Origin of the sequence: Leisingera sp. NJS204 (assembly GCF_004123675.1) — a bacterium.
Classification (GTDB): domain Bacteria; phylum Pseudomonadota; class Alphaproteobacteria; order Rhodobacterales; family Rhodobacteraceae; genus Leisingera.
The window spans coordinates 2,942,139-2,966,567 of sequence record NZ_CP035417.1; the positions used below are offsets into that span (position 1 = coordinate 2,942,139).

General features: G+C 62.0%; 24 protein-coding genes. 11 read left to right on the top strand and 13 right to left on the bottom strand.

Annotation, left to right across the window (positions count from 1 at the left end):
- Positions 1 to 179 precede the first annotated feature (179 nt).
- From ETW24_RS14470 to ETW24_RS14485, 4 genes are all read left to right on the top strand, one after another.
- Positions 180 to 824 carry a PRC-barrel domain-containing protein gene (locus tag ETW24_RS14470; RefSeq protein WP_164982747.1) on the top strand — a complete coding sequence of 215 codons (645 nt, stop codon included), beginning with the start codon at positions 180 to 182 and terminating at the stop codon, positions 822 to 824.
- 496 nt (positions 825 to 1,320) lie between these two features.
- A complete protein-coding gene (locus ETW24_RS14475) occupies positions 1,321 to 2,184 on the top strand; it encodes an S-methyl-5'-thioadenosine phosphorylase (RefSeq protein ID WP_129372941.1) in 864 nt (287 codons plus the stop codon).
- A 128-nt stretch (positions 2,185 to 2,312) separates the two neighbouring features.
- The gene (locus ETW24_RS14480) at positions 2,313 to 3,323 is read left to right on the top strand and encodes a DUF418 domain-containing protein (protein WP_129371703.1); all 1,011 of its coding nucleotides are present in this window, start codon (positions 2,313 to 2,315) and stop codon (positions 3,321 to 3,323) included.
- Between the two features lie 175 nt (positions 3,324 to 3,498).
- Positions 3,499 to 4,038, top strand: a complete 540-nt coding sequence (locus ETW24_RS14485) for an adenine phosphoribosyltransferase (RefSeq protein WP_129371704.1) — start codon at positions 3,499 to 3,501, stop codon at positions 4,036 to 4,038.
- Positions 4,039 to 4,250: 212 nt separating this feature from the next.
- On the opposite strand, the gene ETW24_RS14495 is transcribed toward ETW24_RS14485, so the two are convergent.
- The 11 genes from ETW24_RS14495 to coxB form a co-directional block, all read right to left on the bottom strand.
- On the bottom strand, positions 4,251 to 5,669 hold the full coding sequence (locus tag ETW24_RS14495) for an FAD-binding oxidoreductase (RefSeq protein ID WP_129371706.1): 1,419 nt from the start codon (positions 5,667 to 5,669) through the stop codon (positions 4,251 to 4,253).
- Positions 5,670 to 5,710: 41 nt separating this feature from the next.
- Positions 5,711 to 6,535 (bottom strand): MBL fold metallo-hydrolase, encoded by an 825-nt coding sequence (locus ETW24_RS14500; protein ID WP_129371707.1) that lies wholly within the window; start codon positions 6,533 to 6,535, stop codon positions 5,711 to 5,713.
- A 212-nt stretch (positions 6,536 to 6,747) separates the two neighbouring features.
- A complete protein-coding gene (locus tag ETW24_RS14505; protein WP_129371708.1) occupies positions 6,748 to 7,338 on the bottom strand; it encodes a GNAT family N-acetyltransferase in 591 nt (196 codons plus the stop codon).
- Positions 7,338 to 8,600, bottom strand: coding sequence for a M16 family metallopeptidase (locus ETW24_RS14510; protein ID WP_129371709.1), 1,263 nt, complete (start codon positions 8,598 to 8,600; stop codon positions 7,338 to 7,340). Before ETW24_RS14510 ends, ETW24_RS14505 begins: the two co-directional genes overlap by 1 nt.
- Positions 8,597 to 9,985 (bottom strand): threonine synthase, encoded by a 1,389-nt coding sequence (gene thrC / locus ETW24_RS14515; RefSeq protein ID WP_129371710.1) that lies wholly within the window; start codon positions 9,983 to 9,985, stop codon positions 8,597 to 8,599. The genes ETW24_RS14510 and thrC overlap by 4 nt, the downstream gene beginning before the upstream one ends.
- Before the next feature lie 12 nt (positions 9,986 to 9,997).
- Complete coding sequence (locus tag ETW24_RS14520; RefSeq protein WP_129371711.1) at positions 9,998 to 10,666, bottom strand: SURF1 family protein; 669 nt, start codon at positions 10,664 to 10,666, stop codon at positions 9,998 to 10,000.
- A gap of 133 nt (positions 10,667 to 10,799) precedes the next feature.
- Positions 10,800 to 11,609 (bottom strand): cytochrome c oxidase subunit 3, encoded by an 810-nt coding sequence (locus tag ETW24_RS14525; protein ID WP_129371712.1) that lies wholly within the window; start codon positions 11,607 to 11,609, stop codon positions 10,800 to 10,802.
- Between the two features lie 24 nt (positions 11,610 to 11,633).
- Positions 11,634 to 12,221 carry a cytochrome c oxidase assembly protein gene (locus tag ETW24_RS14530; protein ID WP_129371713.1) on the bottom strand — a complete coding sequence of 196 codons (588 nt, stop codon included), beginning with the start codon at positions 12,219 to 12,221 and terminating at the stop codon, positions 11,634 to 11,636.
- Complete coding sequence (locus ETW24_RS14535) at positions 12,221 to 12,385, bottom strand: cytochrome C oxidase assembly protein (RefSeq protein ID WP_129371714.1); 165 nt, start codon at positions 12,383 to 12,385, stop codon at positions 12,221 to 12,223. The genes ETW24_RS14530 and ETW24_RS14535 overlap by 1 nt, the downstream gene beginning before the upstream one ends.
- 1 nt (position 12,386) lies before the next feature.
- Complete coding sequence (cyoE, locus tag ETW24_RS14540; protein ID WP_129371715.1) at positions 12,387 to 13,328, bottom strand: heme o synthase; 942 nt, start codon at positions 13,326 to 13,328, stop codon at positions 12,387 to 12,389.
- Positions 13,329 to 13,424: 96 nt separating this feature from the next.
- Positions 13,425 to 14,270 (bottom strand): cytochrome c oxidase subunit II, encoded by an 846-nt coding sequence (gene coxB / locus ETW24_RS14545; protein WP_129371716.1) that lies wholly within the window; start codon positions 14,268 to 14,270, stop codon positions 13,425 to 13,427.
- Positions 14,271 to 14,468: 198 nt separating this feature from the next.
- Between coxB and tldD the strand changes: the two genes are divergently transcribed.
- The 5 genes from tldD to ETW24_RS14570 all read left to right on the top strand — a co-directional run bounded on the left by tldD (position 14,469) and on the right by ETW24_RS14570 (position 21,813).
- Complete coding sequence (gene tldD / locus ETW24_RS14550) at positions 14,469 to 15,890, top strand: metalloprotease TldD (RefSeq protein ID WP_129371717.1); 1,422 nt, start codon at positions 14,469 to 14,471, stop codon at positions 15,888 to 15,890.
- Positions 15,891 to 16,129: 239 nt separating this feature from the next.
- Complete coding sequence (gene dprA, locus ETW24_RS14555; RefSeq protein WP_129371718.1) at positions 16,130 to 17,311, top strand: DNA-processing protein DprA; 1,182 nt, start codon at positions 16,130 to 16,132, stop codon at positions 17,309 to 17,311.
- 195 nt (positions 17,312 to 17,506) lie between these two features.
- Positions 17,507 to 20,134, top strand: a complete 2,628-nt coding sequence (topA, locus tag ETW24_RS14560; protein WP_129371719.1) for a type I DNA topoisomerase — start codon at positions 17,507 to 17,509, stop codon at positions 20,132 to 20,134.
- Positions 20,135 to 20,446: 312 nt separating this feature from the next.
- Positions 20,447 to 21,169: a CoA transferase subunit A gene (locus ETW24_RS14565; protein WP_129371720.1), complete on the top strand. Its 723-nt coding sequence runs from the start codon at positions 20,447 to 20,449 to the stop codon at positions 21,167 to 21,169.
- Positions 21,169 to 21,813, top strand: coding sequence for a 3-oxoacid CoA-transferase subunit B (locus ETW24_RS14570; protein WP_129371721.1), 645 nt, complete (start codon positions 21,169 to 21,171; stop codon positions 21,811 to 21,813). The genes ETW24_RS14565 and ETW24_RS14570 overlap by 1 nt, the downstream gene beginning before the upstream one ends.
- A 76-nt stretch (positions 21,814 to 21,889) precedes the next feature.
- Here ETW24_RS14570 and ETW24_RS14575 read toward each other — a convergent pair whose 3' ends face one another.
- A complete protein-coding gene (locus ETW24_RS14575) occupies positions 21,890 to 22,366 on the bottom strand; it encodes a hypothetical protein (protein WP_129371722.1) in 477 nt (158 codons plus the stop codon).
- Between the two features lie 272 nt (positions 22,367 to 22,638).
- On the opposite strand from ETW24_RS14575, the gene ETW24_RS14580 reads away from it, so the two are divergent.
- Entirely contained in the window at positions 22,639 to 22,944 is a 306-nt protein-coding gene (locus ETW24_RS14580) for a TetR/AcrR family transcriptional regulator (protein WP_254695619.1), read from the top strand.
- Here the strand turns inward: ETW24_RS14580 and ETW24_RS14585 are convergent.
- Positions 22,869 to 23,636, bottom strand: coding sequence for a lytic transglycosylase domain-containing protein (locus ETW24_RS14585; protein ID WP_247676754.1), 768 nt, complete (start codon positions 23,634 to 23,636; stop codon positions 22,869 to 22,871). The genes ETW24_RS14580 and ETW24_RS14585 overlap by 76 nt on opposite strands.
- A 397-nt stretch (positions 23,637 to 24,033) precedes the next feature.
- On the opposite strand from ETW24_RS14585, the gene ETW24_RS14590 reads away from it, so the two are divergent.
- Positions 24,034 to 24,225: a Flp family type IVb pilin gene (locus ETW24_RS14590; protein ID WP_129371725.1), complete on the top strand. Its 192-nt coding sequence runs from the start codon at positions 24,034 to 24,036 to the stop codon at positions 24,223 to 24,225.
- Positions 24,226 to 24,429 lie beyond the last annotated feature (204 nt).

A 24,429-nucleotide genomic window follows, 5' to 3' on the forward strand; every position in this document is an offset into this window, starting at 1 on the left:
AATGGGGCAAGGGTGCGGGATATTCACGGCACCCGGCCAATGCCTGGACACGGCCCTTTGCCCGGACCTGAAGCGCCTCCAGCGGTTTTTCGCAGCCCTCTGGGAACCGAACACCCCTGCCGGGCGTTTTTCCACCGAGTGCTCACCCACGAGCCACTTTAGATTAAGGAAGAATGGTCATGAAAAAGCTGCTACTTTCCACGGCGCTGGCCGCCGTGACAACTTTCCCTGCCTTCGCATCCGATACGGCCACCGAAGAGGCTGCCGAGGCAATCTCCGAACAAGGCGCAGAGATTGCTGCAGAAGCCGGGGCTGCGGCAGAAGGGGCCGCCGATACGGTTGCCGAGGAAGCAGGCGAGCTCGCCGCGGAAGCTGAAGCCGCAGCTGAAGAAGCCGCAGATGCCGCAGCCGAAGCAGAGGTTGAAGCAGAGGCTGAGGTAACCGGCACCGCAGAAACCGGGTCCACTGAACACATGACCGACACTGAAGCCACAGCGGCCATGCAGCCCCGGGTGCCGGTAGAGCGCGACGGCTACATGACTGCGGAAGAGACCGATCTGACCGCCGAGAAGCTGACTGGTGCAGCAGCCTATGACTCCAATGACGAGTGGATCGGTGAAGTCTCCGAACTGCTGCTGACTGATGCCGGCGAGGTCAAAGCCGCCGTTATCGACGTTGGCGGTTTCCTCGGCTTGGGCGAAAAACCGGTTGAGCTGGAACTGTCGAAGATCGACATCCTGCGTGCCGACGACGGCTCGGACCTGCGCGTCTACATTTCGATGACCGAAGACGAGCTGAAAGCCCTGCCCGACTACGAAGGCTGAGCCGGGGATGTGCGAAACCGGAGAACCCGCCAGATGGCGGGTTTTCGTCTTTGCCTGCCGAACGCCACCGCAACCGCGCCGCTGACCACAGACGGCCATTTGGCTTTCCTGTGATTGAGGTTCGGCCCTGCGACACCTCAAATAGGTCAACTTTTCTGCCGCAATGTTTCGCGCGCGAAACATTTGGTCAAAAGGGCTGACGCTTAACTTTAGCGCTTGTTAAGATTTGGGCGTTCGCTTTGTCCCTCTCCTCGCGCTGCCCGCGCCGCAGCGCTTGCCGGGATTATACGGCGCGAATAGCTCCCGCTGTTTCATCTTTTCAAAAATACTCCCGCCGGAGGCTCCCGCGCCATCGGCACACACCGGTGCACAGGGGGCCACACCTGCCGTCCCCTGTTGATCACCTTGCTCTTGCCAAATCCGGCCCCGCTTGTGCATATCCCAACGAACAGCATCAGGAGGGCAGCACGTGACCGCATCAGAACCCCGTGAAACTATGATTGCCGTGATCGGCGGCTCGGGCATATACGAGATCGACGGGCTGGAAGGCGCCGGGTGGGTCTCGGTCGAAACGCCTTGGGGGGCGCCATCGGATCAGATCCTGACCGGCTCCCTGGACGGAGTGAAAATGGCCTTCCTGCCCCGCCACGGCCGCGGCCATGTGCATTCCCCGACCGAAGTTCCCTACCGCGCCAATATCGACGCGCTGAAGCGGCTGGGGGTGACAGACGTGTTCTCGGTCTCTGCCTGCGGGTCGTTTCGCGAAGAAATGGCGCCGGGCGATTTTGTTGTTGTGGATCAGTTCATTGACCGGACCTTCGCGCGCGAAAAAAGCTTCTTCGGGACCGGCTGCGTGGCCCATGTGAGCGTGGCGCATCCGACCTGCGAGCGGCTCTCGGACGCCGCCGAAGCAGCGGGCAAGGATGCAGGCATAAACATCCACCGCGGCGGCACCTACCTGTGCATGGAGGGGCCGCAGTTTTCGTCCATGGCGGAAAGCAAGATGTACCGCGCGCAATGGGGCTGCGATGTGATCGGCATGACCAACATGCCCGAAGCCAAACTCGCCCGCGAGGCGGAGCTATGCTATGCCTCGGTGGCAATGGTCACCGATTACGACAGCTGGCATCCGGAACACGGCGCGGTGGAAATCACTGATATCATTGCAACATTGCAGGGCAACTCTGCCAATGCCCGCGAACTGGTCCGCCGCCTGCCCGGTCTGCTGGGCCAGGATCGTGCGGATTGCCCGCATGGCTGCGACAAGGCGCTGGAATATGCGATCATGACTGCACCCGGGAAACGCGATCCTGCTCTGCTGGCCAAACTGGATGCAGTGGCGGGCCGGGTTCTGGGCTGATCCAAGGCTGCAACAGTTTTGAACTATCGGGGCGGTCTTTTCAGGGCCGCCTCTTTTCTTTACCGGGCTGCGTTCCTTTATCGTGCAGCAGACCTTGCTTCGACGTTGCTGATTTCAGGACCTCTTTCATGCGCCTTCACGGATTGGACATCGCCCGCTTCCTTGCCTTTTGCGGCATGGTGCTGGTCAACTTCCGCATTGCGGCGCAGGTGGCGCCGGGAACCGATGCAATCTCTCTGTTCACCAACAGCCTGGAGGGCCGCGCAGCCGCGCTGTTTGTGGTGCTGGCAGGAATCGGGGTGTCGCTGGGCAAGCCGGACCGGGCAACGATGTTCCGGCGCGCTGTGTTCCTGTTTGCGATCGGCCTTTTGAACCTGACCATATTCGACGCCGACATCCTGCACTTCTATGCGCTGTATTTCCTGGTGGCGCTGCCGTTCCTGACCGTCTCCAGCCGGATGCTGCTTTGGGCCGCCGCGGGCACGCTGGCAATCGGGCTGGCAGGGCTGCTGTTGCTGGATTACGAGGCGCATTGGAACTGGGACACGCTGACCTACGCGGAGTTCTGGACGCTGGAAGGCTTTCTGCGCCATTCCTTCTTCAACGGCTGGCATCCGGCGTTTCCCTGGGCCGCGTTCCTGTTTCTGGGCATGTGGATCGGGCGCCTGGATCTGGCCAGCCGCCGGGTTCAGGCCCGCATGATCGTCTGGGGCGTGGCAGCGGCAGTGCTGGGCGCCCTGCCCGGGATGCTGCTGCAGGATCCTGAGCTGGCCGAACTCTTCGGCACCAGCGCCATTCCCCCTGGCCCGTTCTACATTATCGCAGCCTCCGGCACCGCGGTTGCCGTGACCGGGCTGATGCTGGCGATCGGCCCGGCGCTGGACAAGGCTGGGCTGGGGGAATGGCTGGCAGCACCAGGGCGGCAAGCGCTGAGCCTCTATGCGGCGCATATCCTGTTGGGCATGGGCACATTGGAAGCCATGGGCCAGCTGGACGGTTCGCTCGGCACCTCCCGGATCTTCGGCTACTCGCTTGGCTTCTGCGCCCTGTCGATGGTGCTGGTCTGGATCTGGAACATCTTTGCGAGAAACGGACCGTTGGAAGCGCTGATGCGCTGGAGCACCCGTTTTCCCCGGTGACCTATCCCCGCGCTGCTGCCCCGCCCGCGGCCAGTGCCAGCAGGCCTCCTGCGGCAGCCCCGAACCGCATGCTCACGGTTCCCCCTTGCATGACAGCGCTGCATCGGCCAAACCGCCAATGGCCCGGCGGCACTGCCGGGCTGCTGTCACAATTGCGCCAAGGGGAGCCTGACCGATGCCCAAGAAGCCCGCCGTCCAGGATTACATCCGCACCATCGTTGATTTCCCCCATGAAGGGATCCTGTTCCGCGATGTGACCACGCTGTTTGCCGATCCGCGCGGTTTCCGCATGGCGATCGACCAGATGCTGCATCCCTATGCGGGTGAACGGATCGACAAAGTGGTGGGGCTTGAAGCACGCGGTTTTATCCTGGGCGGCGCGATTGCCCATCAGCTGAGCGTCGGCTTTGTGCCCGTCCGCAAGAAAGGCAAGCTGCCCGGCACCACCATCAGCGAAGAGTACAAGCTGGAATACGGCGAGGCGATTGTCGAGATCCACGACGACGCCATCAAGCCGGGCGAGAAGATCCTGGTAGTTGATGACCTCTTGGCAACCGGCGGCACTGCGGGCGCGGGAATTAAGCTGATCGAGCGGCTGGGCGGCGAGATTGTCTCTTGCTCCTTCATCGTGGACCTGCCGGAACTGGGTGGCCGCAAGCTGTTGGAGAGCATGGGCATGGATGTGCATGTGCTGTGCGAATTCGACGGCCTCTGAGCACTGTAAGGACAGCGTCCGGGCCGGGGGCTCCCGCCGGTCAAACGCCATTCTTGCGAACGGCTCTTCCCGTTGGGCATAGCCCTTTCCAGCCCGCAAGGGCCAGAAAGGGCACGCCGCGCAGATGCGCGGCGCCGGGCCCAAAGCCGCCAGGCGGTCCGGCGCAGCCGGGCTGATGCGGCTGCGGGAGATCTTGGAAATGCCCGGACGGGTCAGCCGGCCTTCAGCACCGCGCCAGGATTCATGATGCCGTTGGGATCCAGTGCCTGCTTGATTGCCCGCATGGCCGCCAGCTTGACCGGGTCGCCATAGCGTTCCAGGTCGCCCGTTTTCATCCGCCCGACCCCGTGCTCAGCACTGAAAGAGCCGCCAAAGGCATGAACCAGATCATGCACCGCCGTTTTAACTGCTTCACGCATGTGCCTGAATTGGTCGCGGGATTGCCCCTTTGGCGGGAACACATTGTAGTGCAGGTTGCCGTCCCCCAGATGGCCAAAGCAGTTGATGCGGAAATCACCAAGGCCTGCGACCATCTCTCTGCCCCGTTCGATGAAGGCAGGAATATCCGAGATCGGCACCGAGATGTCGTGGCTGGAAACCGATCCGATTGCCTTGTTGGCCAGCGGAATATTCTCGCGCACCGCCCACAGCGCCTGCCGCTGGGATCCGGACTGGGCAATCACGCCATCCGCAACCAGTCCTGCCGCCTCTGCGGCTTCGAACAACTCTGCCAGAGTGTCCTCAGCAACCACGCCCTGCGGCAAGCCCAATTCGATCAGCACGCACCACTCAGGCGTGTCGTCAAACGGCTGGCGGATCTCCGGCAGAGCCTCCGCCAGAAACGCCAGACCTTGCCGGTGGATCAGTTCAAAAGCACTGACGGATTCGCCGGCGTGGCCGCGGGCCAGAGCCAGCAGCGCAATGGCAGCAGCAGGGTCCTTCACTGTGAAAAGCGCGGTTCCCTGCGTGACAGGGATCGGCGACAGCTTCAGCGCGGCGGCAGTGATAACCCCCAGCGTGCCCTCGGCGCCGATCAGCAGGTTTTTCAGGTCATAACCCGTGTTGTCTTTGCGCAAACGCGACAGCCCGTGCCAGATGTCTCCAGAAGGCAGCACCGCCTCCAGCCCCAGGCAGAGGTCGCGTGCATTGCCATAGCGCAGCACGTTGACGCCGCCGGCATTCGTCGAAAGGTTGCCGCCGATCCTGGCTGATCCCTCTGCTGCCAGAGACAGGGGAAACAGCCGCCCTGCCCCTTCCGCCGCTGTCTGGACATCCGCCAGAATGGCCCCCGCTTCGGCAATCAGGACATTTTCCTGCGGGTGGACCGACCGGATTGCCTTCATCCGTTCCAGCGACAGCACCAGCGGCGCCGGGCCATCCGGCATCACCTGGCCGCCGACCAGGCTGGTGCCGCCGCCATAGGGCACAACCGGCACCCGGGCGGCATTGGCCTCGCGGATCAACCGTGAGACCTGCTCCACCGTCTGCGGCAAGGCCAGCACCCCTGCCTGCCCCTGGTAGCGGCCGCGCGGTTCCTCAAGATATCGCGGCTCCGGCGGCCGCAGCACGCCTTCCGGCAGCAGGTTCGAGAGGCGGTTGGCAAAAGCAGTATCTGCAGAGTTCAGCATCATGCCTCATCCATGCCGGAAGCGGCACCGGCTGGCAAGGCAGGTCACTCTTCTTCAGCTAGATACTTCGGCTGCAGCACATGGATCGTCGGACGGCCAGGCAGGCTGCGCAGGGAGACCGTAAGGGCGCTATTGCCTTCATTCACGACATCAAACTCAGGGCCGGCCCGGGCCAGGAAGCGCTGCAGCGATGCGTCGCTGAACCAATGCATCGGGATAATGACGGAGGAACGCAACCGCCCCAGCACCTCCAGCATTTGATCCAGCGGCAGGGTAATGCCGCCATCCACCGCCGCCATCACCACATCCAGCCGCCCCAGCGCCGCATATTGTTCCGGGGTTGGCACGTGGTGAAGATGACCCAGATGGCCGATGCAGAGGCCAGCCGCCTCAAAAACGAAGATCGAATTGCCGTGCGCTGCCACGCCTCCGAACATGTTGCGGATGTCAGTGGAGACATTGCGGATCAGCATTTCGCCAAGGTCCAGATGGTGTTTTATCCCGTCCTCAAGCGGCCCCCAGCCCCGTAGCACATGGGGAATGGCTGGATCGGGATGCGCCGTCCAATGGGTTTCATGGGCGTGGTTCATGGTGACCACATCCGGGACCAGCGGCGCAGCGCCGGTGAAGCCGGTGAAATCGGTGACCACATTCAGCCCGCCTTCGGTGCGCAGCAGGAAGGAAGCATGCGCGATATAGCGGACCTGCACGCTGTCCAGGGCAACAGGATCCTGCCAGCCGGCTTGGTGCAGATACTCCAGACCAGGGGTTGCCCCGGCCAGCGCGATACAATGGCTCGCCCGCCGCTCCTGGGCCTGGAGGGCAGTGGCACAGAGGATCAGCCAAAGGAGACAGCAAAAGCCGCGCATGAAGCAGGTTCTAGGGCGCAAACCGCAGTTGTCAGCCCCCGGGGCGAAAAATTGCGCCGGGCACGCTCCCGCCTGTTCCAGCAGAATTGAAAATTCCGCCTCTCAGTTGGGCGTGGCGCCGGGCCTGCGGCCCGGCGCTGCCCCCAACGGGAGCGGTGCATTTCAATGCACCAGCGACGGGCGGGAGTTCCCGGCTGCCTGTGCGCCTGCGGTCATGCCTGGCCCGTCAGGGTTTTGCCGCGGCGGTCGTGGCGCAGCGAAGCGTACAGAACATGGGTCCGCCAGCGGCCGTTGATCTGCAAATAGGACTGGGCGACGCCTTCGTATTTGAAGCCGGATTTCTCCAGCAGCCCGCGGGAAGCTTGGTTTTCCGGCAGGCATGCAGCCTCAATCCGGCTGAGATCCAGTTTGCTGAAGGCGTGATGCACCACCGCGCCGATCGCCTCGCGCATGTAACCGTGACGGGCAAAGGGCAACCCGGTCCAGTACCCCAATGTTCCGGCCTGGGCCGGCCCGCGGCGGATATTGTCCAGCGTGATCGCGCCCATCAGCATATTGTCGGACCGCCGGATCAGGAACAGCGGCAGCGCCGTGCCCCCAGACACCGACCGGCGGGCCCAATAGACCCGGTTGGTGAACGACTTGCGGCTGAGATGATCCGCCGCCCAGCTGGGCTCCCACGGCGTCAGATACGGCTGGCTCTGCAACCGCAGCGCCGCCCAGCCGTGAAAATCCGCATGCACCGGCGGCCTGAGAGTCAGGCGCTCGGTTTCAATGCGGACCTTGCGGCGGTTCAGCAGCATCAGGCGGCGCGCCTCTCCTGCAGCCTCTCCAGCGCCGGTGCGTCTGCAACCGGACCATATAGCGCAAGTGCCGCCGGTGCGGAAACCGCCATCTCCTCGGCCATGCCGCGCACATCCTTGGTGGTCACAGCCTCAATCCGCTCAACCGTGTGCTCCAGCGACGGAACATTGCCCCAGATCTGCACCAGTCGCGCCAGACGTTCAGCCCGGTTCGACGGGCTTTCCAGACCCATCAGCATCCCGGCCTTCATCTGGGCGCGGGCGCGTTCGACCTCGGCCTCAGTCATGTCGTCCGCGGCGCGTTTCATCTCGTCGATGGTGATGCCTGCCAGTTCCTCCAGCTGCTCGCCAGAAGTGCCGGCATAGACCGTCATCGCGCCGGTATCGGCATAAGACCCGGCCTGCGCAAAGATCGTGTAGCACAGACCGCGTTTTTCACGCACTTCCTGGAACAGCCGGGAGGACATGCCGCCGCCAAGTGCGCTGGCGTAGATCTGCGAGGTATACATCGACTGGTCGCGATAGCTGGGGCCCTCAAACGCCAGAGCGAAATGCGCCTGCTCCAGATCCTTGACCTGCCGCGCCTCGCCGCCGGTGAACCGCGCGCCTTCAGCGGTGAAATCGGGCTTGGCTTCCATGTGGCCGAACAGCCGCTCGGCCAACTTGACTAGAACATCGTGATCGACGCCGCCGGCCGCAGCCAGAATCATCTGGCCAGGGCCGTAATGCTCAGCCACGAAACTCTGCAGATCTTCGCGGTTGAAGCTGCTGACGCGCTCTGCCGGACCCAGGATGGTGCGGCCCAAAGGCTGGCCGCGGTAGCTTTCTTCCTGCAACCAGTCAAAGATCACATCGTCCGGCGTGTCCAGCGACTGGCCGATTTCCTGCAGGATCACCCCGCGCTCGATCTCGATCTCGCGGGCATCAAACACCGGGTTCAGCAGGATGTCCCCGATCACATCCACCGCCAGCGGCACGTCCCCCTTGAGCACGCGGGCGTAATATGCCGTCACCTCACGCGAGGTGTAGGCGTTGATATAGCCGCCCACATCCTCGATCTCCTCGGCGATCTGAAGGGCCGAGCGGGTCTTGGTGCCCTTAAAGGCCATGTGCTCCAGGAAATGGGCGATGCCGTTCTGCTCAAGCCGCTCGTGGCGGCCGCCGGCGTTGACCCAGATCCCGACCGCCGCGGATTCCAGTCCCGGCATGTGTTCGGAGACGATGCGGAACCCGTTGGCGAGTGTGTGCTGCTGAACTGTCAATTCGCGATATTCTTTCTGATGTGATCCTCGAGGGCGGCCAGATCGTTGGCGATCCGGGTCACCCGTTCCGGCCTGTCATACAGGTCGCCCATGCGCGGGGGAAGAGGCGGATGGATGCCGCTGGCATCTTCGACCGCTGCCGGGAATTTCGCCGGGTGCGCTGTGGCCAGCGTGATCATCGGCACATCGGCCGTGCGGTGCTCATTTGCAACCTTCACAGCCACGGCGCCATGCGGGCACAGCAGTTCACCCGAGGCGGCCAGTTCGGACTTGATGGTCGCCAGGGTCTCCTCTTCGGAGGTACGGCCCGAGACGTAGGTCTCGCTCAGCGCCTGCATCGCGCCCTGGGAGACGTCAAAACCGCCGTTCCTCAGCTCATCCATCAACAGCGCCACAGCCTTGCTCTCCTGGCCGTAGGCATAGAACAGCGCGCGCTCGAAGTTGGACGACACCTGGATGTCCATTGAGGGTGAGATCGAGGGCGCGGTATCGCCCTTGTAGTAGCCCTGCCCCGACAGGCAGCGGTGCAGGATATCGTTCTGGTTGGTGGCGACCACCAGCTGGTCGATGGGCAGGCCCATCTGCTTGGCGATGAAGCCTGCAAAGATGTCGCCGAAATTGCCGGTGGGCACGGTGAAGCTGACCTTGCGCTGCGGCGCGCCCAAGGAGACAGCGGCGGAGAAATAGTAGACCACCTGCGCCAGCACGCGGGCGATGTTGATCGAGTTCACGCCGGCCAGTTTCACGCCGTCGCGGAAATCGAAGTCGTTGAACATGTCCTTTACGCGGGCCTGGCAATCGTCAAAATCGCCATCGACAGCCAGCGCGTGGACGTTGGCATCCGCAGGCGTGGTCATCTGACGGCGCTGCACCTCGGACACGCGGCCATGCGGGTAGAGGATGAACACATCCACATTGCTGAGACCGCGGAAAGCCTCCATCGCCGCCGAGCCGGTATCGCCCGAGGTGGCGCCTGCGATGGTCACCCGGTCGCCGCGGCGTTCCAGTGCGGTCTGGAACAGCTGGCCGATCAGCTGCATGGCGAAATCCTTGAACGCCAGCGTCGGGCCGTGGAACAACTCCAGCAGGAAATGGTTCGGCGCCAGCTGTTTCAGCGGCGCGCGGGCAGCGTGGCCAAAGCCCTGATAAGCGCGGGCGATGATGGCGCGGAATTCCTCGTCGGTGAAACAATCGCCAAGGAAGGGGCGCATCACGCGAAAGGCGGTTTCCTCATAGGAGAGACCGGCCAGTGCGGCGATGTCATCCTGTGACATCTGCGGGATTTCGGCCGGCACATAGAGGCCGCCGTCACGGGCAAGCCCGGTCAGCATCGCGTCTTCAAAGGTCAGCTCGGGCGCTTGGCCCCGGGTCGAGATATATTTCATCGCCTTGGCTCTCTAGGAATTGGCGCGGTTGCGCCGCAGGAAGTAGACAGTCATCGCAGCCCAGATGAAGGCCAGCGAAAACCAGGTGATCGCATATTGCAAGTGGTTGTTCGGGATGGTGCTGGTGCTGATCCCCATCGGCCGGACATTTTCCCCGAGAGGCTCGCGTGAGATCACCAGCACCGGTTCTGTCTTCAGCGCGGCGGCCATCTCGGCCAGATCGCGCGCGTACCAGAAATTGTTGTCCGGATCATTCTGCGGGGTAAAACTGTCGCGCTCAACCGGCCAATGCAGGTTGCCGGCGACATAGACCGTGCCGGTGCTGCGCTCGGCGTTCTTTGCTGCCTCGGGCACGAAACCGCGTTCCAGCAGGATACGGCGGCCTGTCTTGTCTTCCGTCAGGGCCTGAATGATCCGGAAACCGGTCCCGGTTTCCTTGGAGCTGACCAAAACGTGCAGCTCCGCACCGGAGATTGTCCCGAACAGATCCACAGCTTGGTACTTGTGCTCTGCCGCATCGGGGGAGGCTGGCAAGGGTTCAGGCAATCCGGCCAGCCGGAAGATTATATCCTCGATGACCTGCTCTTTCCACGCCAGCCGCTGCAGCTGCCAGGTGCCAAGGCCCAGCAGGATCGCGATCCCCAGACCGCTGACCACCACCAAAAAACCGACATGCCGCATCCGGGCCGCTCCGCTTCAACAGTAAAGGCGCGCAGAGCGTGATGCCCTGCGCGCCTTGCTCATTAAGGTCTGTCTGCGGCTTTTGGAACCGCAAACATGTAACCGTTACAAACCGTCCGTTAGAGGCCGCCCATTAAAGGCCGGAAGTGCCCCAGATGTAGACAGCGACAAACAGGAACAGCCAGACGACGTCCACAAAGTGCCAGTACCAGGCAGCGGCCTCGAAGCCAACGTGCTGCTCAGGGGTAAAGTCGCCCTTCATCGCGCGGATCAGGCAGACGGTCAGGAAGATGGTGCCGATCACAACGTGGAAACCGTGGAAGCCAGTCGCCATGAAGAAGTTCGAGTAGAACTCATCGCCGCCGAACTGCCAGCCTTCGTGCAGCAGGTGGGCATATTCATAGCCCTGCAGGAAGGTGAAGAGGATGCCGAAGAGGATGCCGATGGACAGGCCCTGGATCAGCGCCTTGCGGTCGTTGTTGTGAACCAGCGCGTGGTGCGCCCAGGTCACGGCACAGCCCGACAGCAGCAGGACCAGGGTGTTGATCAGCGGCAGGTGGAACGGGTCGACCGGCAGGATCTCCGGCGCCACGTATTCGGTGCCGATATAGGTCTCCATCGGGTAGATGGCATGTTTGAAGAATGACCAGAACCAGGCGAAGAAGAACATCACCTCGGACATCACAAACAGGATGAAGCCATAACGCAAGCCGATCCGCACCACATTGGTGTGATCGCCGACCTTGCTTTCGGCGACAACTTCGGACCACCAGGCGAAGGCCGAGTAGAGAACTGCAACCAGGCCGATCCAGAACGCCCAGGCAGTGATGCCCTTCATCCAGAAGACCGCGCCGACCAGCATGACAAAAGTGCCCAGCGATGCGGCCAGCGGCCAGATCGACGGCGGCAGAATATGATAATCGTGATTTTTAGCGTGCGCCATTCAAGTGTCCCTCACCAAAGCGGCCTAGTTCGTGGTTGCCCCTGCCCCGGTGTTATTCCCGGTGTCGAGGGCGGCATAGCCCTCGGGCAGATCGATTTCATGAAACGTGTACGAAAGCGTGATCGTATGCACGTATTTTGCGTCCCGGTCGTCAATGATTTCGGGATCGACAAAGAAGGTCACGGGCATCTGCACCCGCTCCCCCGGCTGAAGCACCTGCTCGGTAAAGCAGAAGCAGTCTATTTTTTCAAAGAACCCGCCGGCCTGATAGGGCGTCACATTGTAAGACGCCTGCCCTGCCACGGGGCGGTCTGTCGGGTTGTAGGCCTCGTAAAAGGCCAGTCCGGTTTCCCCCAGCTTGATCTCCATCTCGCGCTGGGACGGCTTGAACTCCCACGGCATGCCGCGCTGTTTCGAGCCATCAAAGCGCACAGTGATGGTCTGATCCACAATCCTGTCCGAACCGGTGCTGGCAACGCCGGTAACGCCGCCAAAGCCAGTGACCCGGCAGAACCAGTCATAAAACGGAACCGAGGCCCACGAGAGGCCGCCCATCAGGACAACAACGCCCACCAGCTGGACAACAGTTTTCTGCGGCCCCTGCAGCGCCATCAGTTCTGCTCTCCCTGGGCGTCCGGGAATTTGAAAGTGGCCGAGGTCACCTTGGCCATGGTCAGCGCCATCACCAGCACCACAAAGGCGCCCAGCAGGATGCCGACCCCTTTGTTGAGGCCGGAGCGGCGCTTGTGGATTTCATGCTCTTTGCGCAATGCCATCTTACCAGCCTCCCAGCCCGTAGGGCTTCAGCAGGGCTTCGGCCAGGATCGCACCGAAATGCAGGAACAGATACAGCAACGACAGCTTGAAGAAGCTGCGCTCCACCTTGAAGTTGTCGTTCTCGGAATCGTCCTCATCGCGGCGGGTGATCTTCCAGGCGCCATGCAGGAACAGCGCGTTCATGACCAGCGCTGCGGCCAGATACAGCGGGCCGCCGATACCCGAGAACGCGGTGCCAATGGCCAGAACCGCCAGCAGGACTGTATATACCAGAATATGGACGCGGGTGGCGCGGCGGCCGTGGGTCACGGTCAGCATCGGCACGCCGGCATCGTCATAGTCCGAGCGCATGAACAGCGCCAGCGCCCAGAAATGCGGCGGCGTCCACATGAAGGTCAGCAGGAACATCAGCCAGGGTTCCACCGACATTGTGCCGGTGGCGGCAATCCAGCCGATCACCGGCGGGAAAGCCCCCGCAGCGCCGCCGATCACGATGTTCTGCGGCGTCGCGCGCTTGAGCCACATGGTGTAGACCACCACGTAAAAGAAGATGGTGAAGGCCAGGAAGACGCCGGCAAAAACATTCGCCGCCAGCGCCAGCATGATCACCGACAGGCCCGACAGCGCCAGACCAAGTGCCAATGCCTCGCCCGGCTCCACCTTGCCGGCCGGGATCGGGCGGCCCCGGGTGCGTTTCATCACCTTGTCGATGTCAGCGTCCCACCACATGTTGAGCGCACCGGACGCACCGCCGCCGATGGCGATGAACAGGATGGCACAGAAACCGATGACGGGGTGCACGGAAACGGGCGCGGCCAGCAGCCCGACCAGAGCGGTGAACACCACCAGCGACATGACACGGGGTTTCAGCAGGGCGAAGTAGTCGCCGAAACTGGCCTCGTCTTCATATGCACGGCTTGCGTTGATGCTTGCGTCGCTCATCTTGGGTCCTTTGGCAGCAACAGGTGCGCATTGCTGCGCACCCCGGTCTTTTGACTATACCACACGAAGCGCTCTTAAGCTCCGCAAGGCCAGGTCTCAGTTGGAGGCGACCTGATAGGTCTGCGGCAGGCCCGCGTATTCTTCTTTGGCGCCTGCCAGCCAGGCGTCATATTCCGCCTGGGTCACAACCTTGACGGTGATCGGCATATAGGCGTGGTCCTTGCCGCACAGCTCGGAGCACTGACCGAAGTAGATGCCTTCCTTGCCTTCGTCGACGTTGAACCACAGTTCCGCCAGACGGCCGGGAACCGCGTCCTGTTTCACGCCGAATGCGGGAATGGTCCAGGAGTGGATCACGTCAGCCGCAGTCACCTGCATCACAACGGTCTTGCCCGACGGCACAACAACAGCCGTGTCGGTGGCCAGCAGCCATTCGTCCTCGGCATAGCCGTTTGCAGCCAGCTGGTCCTTGGGCAGCAGGAAGCTCTCAAAGCCGAATTCGTGGTCGGTGTATTCGTAGCCCCAGTACCACTGGTAGCCGGTCACTTTGATGGTGATGTCGGCCTTGGGGATTTCCTGCTGGGCAAACAGCTGCGGCAGCGAGAAGGAACCGATAAACACCAGAACCAGGATCGGTATAATGGTCCAGGCGATCTCAACCGGGGTGTGGTGGGTGAACTTGGCCGGGGTCGGATTGGCGCGCTTGTTAAAGCGGACAATGGCGTAAAGCATCAGACCGGCAACAAAAACACAGATCACGGTAATGATCACCAGGATCATGTAATCCAGTCTCTGCAAGCCATCCGCCAGCGAAGTCGCCGCCGGCTGGAAGTTCAGGCCGCCGTCAACCGGCTTGCCAATGGTTTTCAGACCTTCTTGCGCCATTGCTGGAAGGCTTGAAAGGCCGGCGAAAAGGCCCGAAAGCATCAAAGCGTTTTTCATGTTCTGTCCTGATCGGTTGATCGCATTGTTCCTGCGGCAGCACGAAATACGGGGGAATCGATTGATTCCCACAAAACGCACCTGCCCCGTTGTCTTTGACGCTGGTTAAAATCATATTCGGGGACACAGATAAAGAGGCAGCCAAGCGTCAAACCGTCGCTTTCTTGATTTAGATCAAAAAAATCCGAGGACCGTGCCATGGAAAACCCAGCCTTCCGTCCCTTTGAAACCGCGCTCCCCGAGGATGAGGCCCTCGCCAGCCTGCGCGATGCGCTGAATGGTGCGGAGGATGGCGAGATCTTTGCAGAGCGCCGCAAATCCGAAGCGCTGTCCTTTGACGACGGGCGGCTGCGCAGTGCCAGCTATGACGCCTCCGAGGGCTTTGGCCTGCGCGCTGTGAACGGCGATGTGGCCGGATATGCCCATTCCACCGACGTCTCTATTGCGTCACTGAAGCGGGCGTCAGAAACGGCCAAGCTGGCAGTCGGCACCGGCGGCGGCACCTATTCGGATGCGCCGCAGGCGACCAACGCCAAGCTGTACACCGATGCCGACCCGATCAGCGCTATGCCCTTTCCAGTGAAGGTGGAGACCCTGCGCGAGGTTGACGCCTATGCGCGAGATCTGGACCAGCGCGTGGTGCAAGTCTCTGCATCGTTGGCCGCCTCGCTGCAGGAGGTAGAGATCCTGCGGGCGGACGGAACCCGGGTGCGCGACATCCGCCCCATGGCGCGGTTCAACGTGTCGGTGATCGTCGAAAAGGACGGCCGCCGCGAAAGCGGCTCGGCCGGCGGCGGCGGGCGGCTGGGGCTGGACGGGCTGGTCGATCCCAAGCACTGGCAGGCCCAGGTGCAGGAGGCATTGCGGATTGCGCTGGTGAACCTGGATGCGGTGCCAGCGCCTGCGGGCGAGATGGATGTGGTGCTTGGCCCCGGCTGGCCTGGCATCCTGCTGCACGAGGCAATCGGCCATGGGCTGGAGGGCGACTTCAACCGCAAGGGCTCCTCCGCGTTTGCCGGTCTGATGGGGCAGCAGATCGCCGCCAAGGGCGTTACGGTACTGGACGATGGCACCATCCCCGACCGGCGCGGATCAATCACCGTGGATGACGAGGGCACGCCCAGCCAGAAAACCACACTGATCGAGGATGGTGTTCTGGTGGGCTTCATGCAGGACCGCCAGAACGCACGGCTGATGGGGGTTTCCCCCACCGGCAACGGGCGGCGTCAAAGCTACGCCCACGCGCCGATGCCGCGGATGACCAATACCTATATGCTGGGCGGCGAGGCCGATCCCGGTGATCTGGTCGCAGGCATCAAGGACGGCATCTGGGCTGTGGGATTTGGCGGCGGCCAGGTGGATATTACAAATGGCAAGTTCGTGTTCTCCTGCACCGAGGCTTACCGGGTGAAGGACGGCAAGGTCGGCGCACCGGTTAAAGGCGCCACGCTGATCGGCGACGGCGCCACCGCGCTGAAGCAGATTCGCGGGCTTGGCAACGACATGGCGCTGGACCCCGGCATGGGCAATTGCGGCAAGGCAGGCCAATGGGTGCCGGTCGGCGTCGGCCAGCCTTCGGTGCTGATGGGCGGTCTGACGGTGGGCGGCTCGGCGGCCTGAGGCAGCGCAAATTCTCGGTAAAACCATGTTATGACCGTAAAAATCCGGGCCGCCCGCCAGTGCTGCCGGCCCGGATTACGGCAATGCCTCCCCGTTCGAACTGTGAGCAAAAGGTAATTTTCCCCATTTTCCGGCTACTTAAGAAAATTTTCGGGGAATTGGCCGAAAACCCTCCGGCGTTCACCACCTGTTAACCCCCTTAAGGTTAATTCTGGTTCTGCAAACAGGCGGAGCTGCGGATGACCGAAGAAGCACATTCTTCCACTCACCCCCCACTCCCACCCACCACGGAAGATACCCGGTTTTCCTGGCTTCGCCTTTTGCGCTCTAAACGGGTTGGCCCGGTGACCTTTCACAGGCTGCTCGCTGAATATGGTTCAGCGCAGAACGCGCTGGATGCGTTGCCCGAAGTGGCACGTTCCGCAGGTATCAAAGGGTATGAAACATGCCCCGCCAAGGCGGTAGACGCTGAAATTAGGACCGCAAAAGCCGCCAAAGCGCGGCTTTTGTGCTTTTCCGACCCGGAATACCCTGAGCTCCTGCGCAGCCTGAAAGATGCGCCGCCGCTGTTGTGGGCCATTGGCGACCTTGCGGCAGTGCGGCGTCCGATGATTTCCATGGTCGGCGCCCGCAACGCGTCTTCGCTGGGGTTGCGCATGGCCAGATCGCTGGCGCAAAACTTGGGCGAGGCCGGCTATACCGTTGTTTCCGGCATGGCCCGCGGCATCGACACTGCCGCGCATCAATCAGCGCTGCAAACGGGAACAATTGCGATTCTGGCGGGCGGCGCCGATGTGATTTATCCGGCAGAAAACGCCCGGCTTGCCGAAGAAATAAGCGAAACCGGGCTGCGCCTGTCAGAGCAGCCGATGGGCAAGACACCGCAGGCCCGCGACTTCCCCAAACGCAACCGGATCATTGCCGGCATGTCCCGCGCCGTTGTGGTGGTTGAGGCGGCCGCTAAATCCGGCAGCCTGATCACCGCCCGGGACGCGCTGGACTACGGCCGCGAGGTGCTGGCGGTGCCTGGCCATCCCTTTGATGCGCGCAGTTCCGGCTGCAACAGGCTGATCCGCGACGGCGCCCTGCTGGTCCGCAGTGCCGCTGACGTGCTGGAGGCGCTGCCGCCGCAAGACCTGCCGCAGGAACAGGCGCCGGCAGCTGGCAGCCCTCAGCAGGCCCTGGCCGGCCTGCCGCAGCAACCGCCCGAACGGCGCAGCCTTGCGCAGACCAACGCCCTGCATCAGCAGATCCTCGGCAGGCTCGGGCCCTCCCCCACATCTGAGTCCGACCTGCTGCGCGAACTTTCCTTGCCGCCGCAGCTGCTGGCCCCGGCGCTGACGGATCTGGAGCTGGAAGGCGCGATCCGGCGCCAGCCGGGCGGGTTGCTGTCCAAGGCCTTTCCGGAAAATGAAGACTGACCCTGCGTGCCTTGCCTTGCCCCTGCCTGCCGCGCCGGACCGCAGGAACAGGCTGCCGCGAACCGTCGGAATATCACCGTAAACATCCCGCTTCCCGCCGCGTCCAATGCACCTGGATTGACATTCTCCCCTTGCGCCCCACATCCTGCCCCGCCATAGAACCCGCAGAAGCGGTCCGAAGAGGTTACAGAATTTATGCCAGTAGTCGTTGTCGAATCCCCGGCCAAAGCAAAGACAATCAACAAATATCTTGGCTCAAACTATACGGTTCTGGCGTCTTACGGGCATGTGCGCGACCTGCCGGCCAAGGATGGTTCGGTCGATACTGACGCCGATTTCGACATGACCTGGGAGGTCGGCAATGATTCCCGCAAGCACGTCAAGGCGATTGCCGACGCGCTGAAAGAGGACAATGCGCTGATTCTCGCTACCGACCCCGACCGCGAGGGAGAGGCGATCAGCTGGCACCTGCAGGAGGCGTTGACCAAACGGCGCTCGATCAAGAAGGACACGCCGGTCAGCCGGGTGACCTTCAACGCGATCACCAAAGAAGCGGTGACCGAAGCGATGCAGAACCCGCGCCAGGTCGACATGCCGCTGGTCGAGGCCTATCTGGCCCGCCGCGCGCTGGACTACCTCGTGGGCTTCAACCTGTCGCCGGTTCTGTGGCGCAAGCTGCCGGGCGCGCGGTCCGCGGGCCGGGTGCAATCCGTCTGCCTGCGCCTGATCGTCGAGCGCGAGATGGAGATCGAAGCTTTCAACGCCCAGGAATACTGGTCCGTGCGCGCCCAGATGGCGACCCCGCGCGGCCAGGAGTTCGAAGCCCGCCTGACGGTGCTGGGCGGTGACAAGCTGGACAAATACAGCCTGAAGAATTCCACCGCTGCCGAACTCGCGGTGCAGGCCGTGGCCTCGCGCCAGCTGTCGGTACTGTCGGTCGAAGCAAAACCCGCTTCCCGCAACCCCTCTGCCCCGTTCATGACCTCGACCCTGCAGCAGGAAGCCAGCCGCAAATTCGGCATGGGTGCGCGCCAGACCATGAACGCCGCGCAGCGCTTGTATGAGGCGGGCCACATCACCTATATGCGGACCGATGGCATCGACATGGCGCCTGAGGCAGTGCAGGCCGCCCGCGCCGAGATCGAAACGCGGTATGGAGCTGAGTATGTGCCCTCCTCCCCGCGGATCTATAAAAACAAGGCGAAGAATGCCCAGGAAGCGCACGAATGTATCCGCCCCACGGATATGAGCCGCGACGCGGCCAGCCTGAAGGTGACGGACGACGATCAGCGCAAGCTCTATGACCTGATCTGGAAGCGCACGCTGTCGTGCCAGATGGAAGGTGCCCGTCTGGAGCGCACCACCGTCGACATCGGCTCGGAAGACAAACAGGTGGTGCTGCGCGCCACTGGCCAGGTGATGCTGTTTGACGGTTTCATGCGCGTTTACGAAGAAGGCCGCGATGATGTGGCCGACGAAGATGACAAGCGCCTGCCGCAGATCATGCAGGGCGAAGCGTTGAAATTTGCGTCTTCGCTGGCCGCGCAGGCTGACAAGGCCGGCAAAGAGGCCTCCGTGCTCTCCGAGGACGGCGCTGTGCTGGCACTGCAGCACCATACCCAGCCGCCGCCGCGCTATACCGAGGCGACACTGGTCAAACGGATGGAAGAGCTGGGCATCGGCCGCCCCTCGACCTATGCCTCCGTGATCACCACAATCCAGGACCGCGAATATGTCCGCAAGGACAAGAACCGCCTGTTCCCCGAGGACAAAGGCCGGATCGTCACCATCTTCCTGCTGAATTTCTTCCGCAAATACGTGGGCTATGAATTTACCGCCAATCTGGAAGAAGAACTGGATGACGTCAGTGCCGGCAACGGCGACTATAAGGAACTGCTGGGCAAGTTCTGGCGCGATTTCTCGGCTGCCATTTCGGAAACCTCCGAGTTGCGGATCACCGAAGTGCTGGATGTGCTGGATGACGCCCTGGCACCGCAGCTCTATCCGCCGCGCGAAGACGGCACCGATCCGCGCGTCTGCCCTAAATGCGGGGCGGGCCAGCTGCACTTGAAAACCTCGCGCACCGGCGGCTTTGTCGGCTGCGGCAATTACCCGGAATGCACCTACACCCGCCCCATCGCCGGCGAAGGCGCTGATGGCGATGAGCGGCTGCTGGGGATGGATGGCGAAGATGAGATCCATCTGAAGGCCGGCCGCTTTGGGCCTTACGTCCAGCGCGGCGAAGCAACGCCGGAAAACAAAAAGCCGCCGCGCGCCAGCCTGCCCAAGGGCTGGAGCAAGGACGATATGGACCTGGCAAAAGCGCTGACCCTGCTCAGCCTGCCGCGCCAGATCGGCGACCACCCCGAAGGCGGTGTGATCGCCTCCAACTTCGGCCGCTTCGGCCCCTATTTGATGCACCAGCTGCCAGATGAGGAAAAACCGGTCTACGCCAACCTCAAGGACCCCAACGACGTCTTTGAAATCGGCATGAACCGGGCGGTGGAACTGCTGGCGGAAAAGCGCGCCAATCCGGGCCGCCGCGGCAGCCGGGCTGCTGCCAAACCGTTGAAGGAGCTGGGGGATCACCCCGACAGCGGCGGTGCTATCAACATCATGGACGGCCGCTACGGGCCTTACGTCAAATGGGAGAAGGTGAACGCCACCCTGCCCAAGGACGTGGAACCCAAGGACGTGACCATGGAGATGGCGATGGAGCTGATTGCGGAAAAATCCGCAAAGGGCGGCAAGAAGAAAACCGCCGCCAAAAAGCCCGCAGCCAAGAAAAAGGCCGCCCCTAAAAAGGCCGCAGCGAAAGACTGACAACCGGCGGCGTGGATTTGGGTGGGGTGCTCCCGCCGGTTCCAGGCGCATTGACATGCGCCCTCACCGTTGGGCCCGGCGCCGCTAACGCGGCGCGGGTCATGTCCTGCGCGCGTCCTTCTCTGTTCTGCGCCGCAAAGCGGCGCCACGCCCAAGGCTGATGGAGCATCTGCCGAAGGCAAATGCTCCGGGAGGGCGCGGGAGCTTTGCCCTTTCTAGTTCTCCGTAGAAATACGTGCCCGTCTCCGTATTCATTGACTCTGCTCCAGCAGGCAGCCAGAAATCCCGCAACCGGCATACTGGGAGAACTCCATGAAGAAGGTATATTCCAACGCTGCTGAAGCGCTCGACGGGCTGCTTCACGACGGCATGTACATCGCTGCGGGCGGTTTCGGCCTCTGCGGCATCCCCGAACTGCTGCTGCAGGCGATCAAGGACGCTGGCACCAAGGATCTGACCTTTGCCTCCAACAACGCCGGTGTCGATGATTTCGGCATTGGTATCCTGCTGCAGACCCGGCAGGTGAAAAAGATGATCTCGTCCTATGTGGGTGAAAACGCGGAATTCATGCGCCAGTACCTGAGCGGCGAGCTGGAACTGGAATTCAACCCGCAGGGCACCCTGGCGGAGCGCATGCGCGCGGGCGGCGCAGGCATTCCGGGCTTCTTCACCAAGACCGGCGTTGGCACCGTGATCGCCGACGGCAAGTTTGAAAAGCAGTTCCCCACCGGTGCGGACGGCGCCATGGAGGACTACATCATGGAAGAAGGCATCTTTGCCGACCTCGCCATCGTTAAGGCCTGGAAGGCGGATGAGACCGGCAATCTGGTGTTCCGCAAGACGGCCCGCAACTTTAACGCGCCTGCCGCCACTTGCGGCAAGGTCTGTGTCGTTGAAGTGGAGGAGATCGTGCCGACCGGCTCGCTGGATCCGGATTCGATTCACCTGCCCGGCATTTATGTGCACCGCATCATCCAAGGCCAGCACGAGAAACGCATCGAACAGCGCACCGTGCGCAAGCGGGAGGAAGCATAATGCCTGCAGATACTAATGGCTGGGACCGTAATCAAATGGCAGCACGCGCCGCGCAGGAGCTGCAGGACGGCTGGTATGTGAACCTTGGCATCGGCATCCCGACCCTGGTCTCCAACTACATCCCCGAAGGTGTGGAAGTGACCCTGCAGTCGGAGAACGGCATGCTGGGCATGGGTCCCTTTCCGATCGAGGGGGAAGAGGACGCCGACCTGATCAACGCGGGCAAGCAAACCATAACCGAGCTGCCGCAGACCGCCTATTTCGATTCTGCGCAGTCCTTCGCGATGATCCGCGGCGGCAAGATTGCCATGGCGATCCTGGGTGCGATGGAAGTGGCCGAGAACGGCGATCTGGCAAATTGGATGATCCCCGGCAAGCTGGTAAAGGGCATGGGCGGCGCCATGGATCTGGTCGCGGGTGTCGGCCGTGTGGTGGTCGTGATGGATCACACCAACAAACACGGCGACAGCAAGGTTCTGAAGGATTGCACCCTGCCGCTGACCGGCAAGGGCGTGGTCGACCGGATCATCACCAACCTGGGCGTTCTGGACGTCGTGGACGGCGGCCTGAAGATCGTTGAGTTGGCGGATGGTGTCAGCGAAGACGAGATCCGCAGCGCGACCCAGGCCACCCTGGTGGACTGATCCCGGACCAGTTCTGACAACCAGGGCCCGCCGGTTTCCGGCGGGCCTTTTCTTTGCACATCCGGTTGGTTTGCAGTCAAACCCCGGCAGCAGACCCAGGCCGGGCGCGCGGGCGCTGCGTGTGCCAGATGGCGCCTTCGGGCGGGTTGACGATTTCATACATGTAAACACGCTTATCGTACCAATTGACGATCTTCTCCTGGCCGTCTTCGAACACCACCACGCAAAAACTGCCCCTGGCCGGATCACAGCTGTCGCGGCCAAGCAAGGTAACGATGACCGGATCCACCAAATGCCGGTTGAACAGCACGATTGCCTTGGTCTGTTTGCCCGAAACATACAAAGCACCTGCAAACAGGCCCGCGGCCAGCAGCACAAAACCCAGGCCCGAGAAATTCCGGAACGGGTTGACCTTTGCAAGCCCCGGAGCAAATGCGACAAACATCATCCGCCCGAAAATCCCGGTAAAAGCGATCAGGCCGAGCATTGCAAGTGTGCTGGTGGCCTCTTGCGAACCCGCGGCAAGAGCCGCCGGATCAATTCCCAATTCCAATTCTTGTCTCCAATTTCTCAAAGCCAAATGATGCGGCTCAATCCTGTCAATTGCTGCACCATAGCCGCGGTGGCAGGAAAAGAAGAAAAAACTTTGCAGAAAACACACCATTTCAAGACGTTGCGGACAGGCCGCTGGGCAGGCTGGCAGAACTCCGGTTATGCCCTGCTTTCGCTTGTTAAATTGATTTGAGTTGCCAGCCCCTTCCTTCGCCAAAATGAACAGACCAGTACACATAGAGATGAATCGCGCGCCCGCACAAACGGGACGAATTGGTCCGCAAAGCCCTGGACGTGTTCTACCGCAGCGGATTTCACGCGACGGAAATGGACAAGCCGGTCGGGGAAACCGGCGTCTCAAAGACTTCCATGTACAAGCAATTCCGCACCAAGGATGACCTGATCATTGCTGTTCTGCAGCTGCGCGACGAGAACTTCCGCAACGGGCTCTATGGCCGTATGGAGGACCTGTCGGACACACCGGCGGGACAGCTTACCGCGCCTTACTTGCCCAACCTGAAAACGCATCCGTCGGACAAAAACTGCGGCGGTGTCATGCATAGGCCGCGCGCCACCTGATAGGCGGCCAGAACCTTGGGCACGTAGTCGCGTGTCTCGGCAAAGGGCGGCACCCCTTGGTGCGAGCGCACAGCCCCTTCGCCGGCATTATAGCCAGCCAGCACCAAAATCGGATCGCCGCCGAACTCCCCCATCAGCCAGTCGAGATACTGAATACCGCCAGCAATGTTCTGCCGCGCTTCCAGCGCGTCACTCACCCCGAAACGTTTGGCAGTATCGGGCATCAGCTGCATCAGCCCCTGCGCCCCGGCAGAGCTGACCGCATCGGACTTGCCGGCGGATTCGACAGCGATCACTGCCAGGACCAAGGCCGGCGACACCTCGGTGCCCAGGCTTTCGGTCAGGATCTGCACCCCGCGTTCCTGCACAATATCCTGCATCAGTTGCAACCTCGGGGCCGCCGGGCCTTTGGCTCCGCTCAAGGCCTGCAGGGCGTCATCCAGACGCCCCGGCCCCGATCCCTCTAGTCCAAAGGCAACCTTATCCCAGAACCACCCATAACGGCCGGCCGGCTTTGCGCTGCTGTCTGCGGCTGCTTTCAACGCAGGCGCCGGGGGGGCTGGCTCAGGTTCCGGCTCAATCTGTATGGTTATGCGCTTGCCTCTTCCGGGCGCCGGCGGCTTGATGCGTTTGGCCTCAAACTGCGGAAAAGGCCGGGGCTGCACCTCCTCAGCCACTGCAGCCAGTGGCATGGCACAGGCTGCCAGCGCCAATACAGTGTTCCCGAACGACATTGCCCTGCCTGCCTGCGGTTTCAGTTCACTCCAGTCTGTGAAAATTGACGCCCGAAGGCCAGTATTCCTGCCCCGGAATCTGGCGCAACCGCCTTATTTGCCCTGGACTGGCGCTGAAATATCACGGGACACGCCGCGGTAACAAAAAATTAATACCGCAAAAACAATGAGATGGATAAGGTATTGCCGAAAAGTAAAAATTGGGCAGCAATTTCCGGGATTCAGCCCAAATCCTGCCACGCTGCACTGGCTATATGTATTCATCCAAGCCGGACAGTGGTCGAGCAGGTGAGAGAGCAGACCCTGGCGAGATGGCGGGATTACACATTCAGAGATCCTTTGGAGGGACCGAACCATGATCAAGTTTTTCAAAAGCTTCCGCAAAGACTTCCGCAAAGACGAATCCGGCGCTGTGACCGTTGACTGGGTTGTGCTGACCGCAGCTGTCGCCGCACTGGGCGGCGTGGTTTACACCGCTGTGCAGGATGGCGCTTCCACCTTGTCGAGCGACACCGGTTCCTACCTGAAGACCAAAAAGCCGACCTGATCGCGGCGGCGGCGTATATACCGCATCGCGACACCGCAATTCGGGCCGCTCTCTTCGGAGGGCGGCCTTTTCCGTTTCCGCTCCACTGCGGGACAGTCCGGACCTGCATCTTCAACCAGCTGGAACTTTAAAAGCCCCGGCACGCGGGAAGATCCGTCAATCCCGGAATATTTCTTCAGCTAGCCGCAGAAGACGCCCTTCCTG

What these genes read in the sequence shown, in the direction of transcription:
- ETW24_RS14470 (WP_164982747.1), top strand. Translation starts at nt 180, where the DNA reads ATGAAAAAGCTGCTACTTTCCACGGCGCTGGCCGCCGTGACAACTTTC.
- ETW24_RS14475 (WP_129372941.1), top strand. Translation starts at nt 1,321, where the DNA reads ATGATTGCCGTGATCGGCGGCTCGGGCATATACGAGATCGACGGGCTG.
- ETW24_RS14480 (WP_129371703.1), top strand. Translation starts at nt 2,313, where the DNA reads ATGCGCCTTCACGGATTGGACATCGCCCGCTTCCTTGCCTTTTGCGGC.
- ETW24_RS14485 (WP_129371704.1), top strand. Translation starts at nt 3,499, where the DNA reads ATGCCCAAGAAGCCCGCCGTCCAGGATTACATCCGCACCATCGTTGAT.
- ETW24_RS14495 (WP_129371706.1), bottom strand. Translation starts at nt 5,669, where the DNA reads ATGATGCTGAACTCTGCAGATACTGCTTTTGCCAACCGCCTCTCGAAC.
- ETW24_RS14500 (WP_129371707.1), bottom strand. Translation starts at nt 6,535, where the DNA reads ATGCGCGGCTTTTGCTGTCTCCTTTGGCTGATCCTCTGTGCCACTGCC.
- ETW24_RS14505 (WP_129371708.1), bottom strand. Translation starts at nt 7,338, where the DNA reads ATGCTGCTGAACCGCCGCAAGGTCCGCATTGAAACCGAGCGCCTGACT.
- thrC (WP_129371710.1), bottom strand. Translation starts at nt 9,985, where the DNA reads ATGAAATATATCTCGACCCGGGGCCAAGCGCCCGAGCTGACCTTTGAA.
- ETW24_RS14520 (WP_129371711.1), bottom strand. Translation starts at nt 10,666, where the DNA reads ATGCGGCATGTCGGTTTTTTGGTGGTGGTCAGCGGTCTGGGGATCGCG.
- ETW24_RS14525 (WP_129371712.1), bottom strand. Translation starts at nt 11,609, where the DNA reads ATGGCGCACGCTAAAAATCACGATTATCATATTCTGCCGCCGTCGATC.
- ETW24_RS14530 (WP_129371713.1), bottom strand. Translation starts at nt 12,221, where the DNA reads ATGGCGCTGCAGGGGCCGCAGAAAACTGTTGTCCAGCTGGTGGGCGTT.
- ETW24_RS14535 (WP_129371714.1), bottom strand. Translation starts at nt 12,385, where the DNA reads ATGGCATTGCGCAAAGAGCATGAAATCCACAAGCGCCGCTCCGGCCTC.
- cyoE (WP_129371715.1), bottom strand. Translation starts at nt 13,328, where the DNA reads ATGAGCGACGCAAGCATCAACGCAAGCCGTGCATATGAAGACGAGGCC.
- coxB (WP_129371716.1), bottom strand. Translation starts at nt 14,270, where the DNA reads ATGAAAAACGCTTTGATGCTTTCGGGCCTTTTCGCCGGCCTTTCAAGC.
- tldD (WP_129371717.1), top strand. Translation starts at nt 14,469, where the DNA reads ATGGAAAACCCAGCCTTCCGTCCCTTTGAAACCGCGCTCCCCGAGGAT.
- dprA (WP_129371718.1), top strand. Translation starts at nt 16,130, where the DNA reads ATGACCGAAGAAGCACATTCTTCCACTCACCCCCCACTCCCACCCACC.
- topA (WP_129371719.1), top strand. Translation starts at nt 17,507, where the DNA reads ATGCCAGTAGTCGTTGTCGAATCCCCGGCCAAAGCAAAGACAATCAAC.
- ETW24_RS14565 (WP_129371720.1), top strand. Translation starts at nt 20,447, where the DNA reads ATGAAGAAGGTATATTCCAACGCTGCTGAAGCGCTCGACGGGCTGCTT.
- ETW24_RS14570 (WP_129371721.1), top strand. Translation starts at nt 21,169, where the DNA reads ATGCCTGCAGATACTAATGGCTGGGACCGTAATCAAATGGCAGCACGC.
- ETW24_RS14585 (WP_247676754.1), bottom strand. Translation starts at nt 23,636, where the DNA reads ATGCCACTGGCTGCAGTGGCTGAGGAGGTGCAGCCCCGGCCTTTTCCG.
- ETW24_RS14590 (WP_129371725.1), top strand. Translation starts at nt 24,034, where the DNA reads ATGATCAAGTTTTTCAAAAGCTTCCGCAAAGACTTCCGCAAAGACGAA.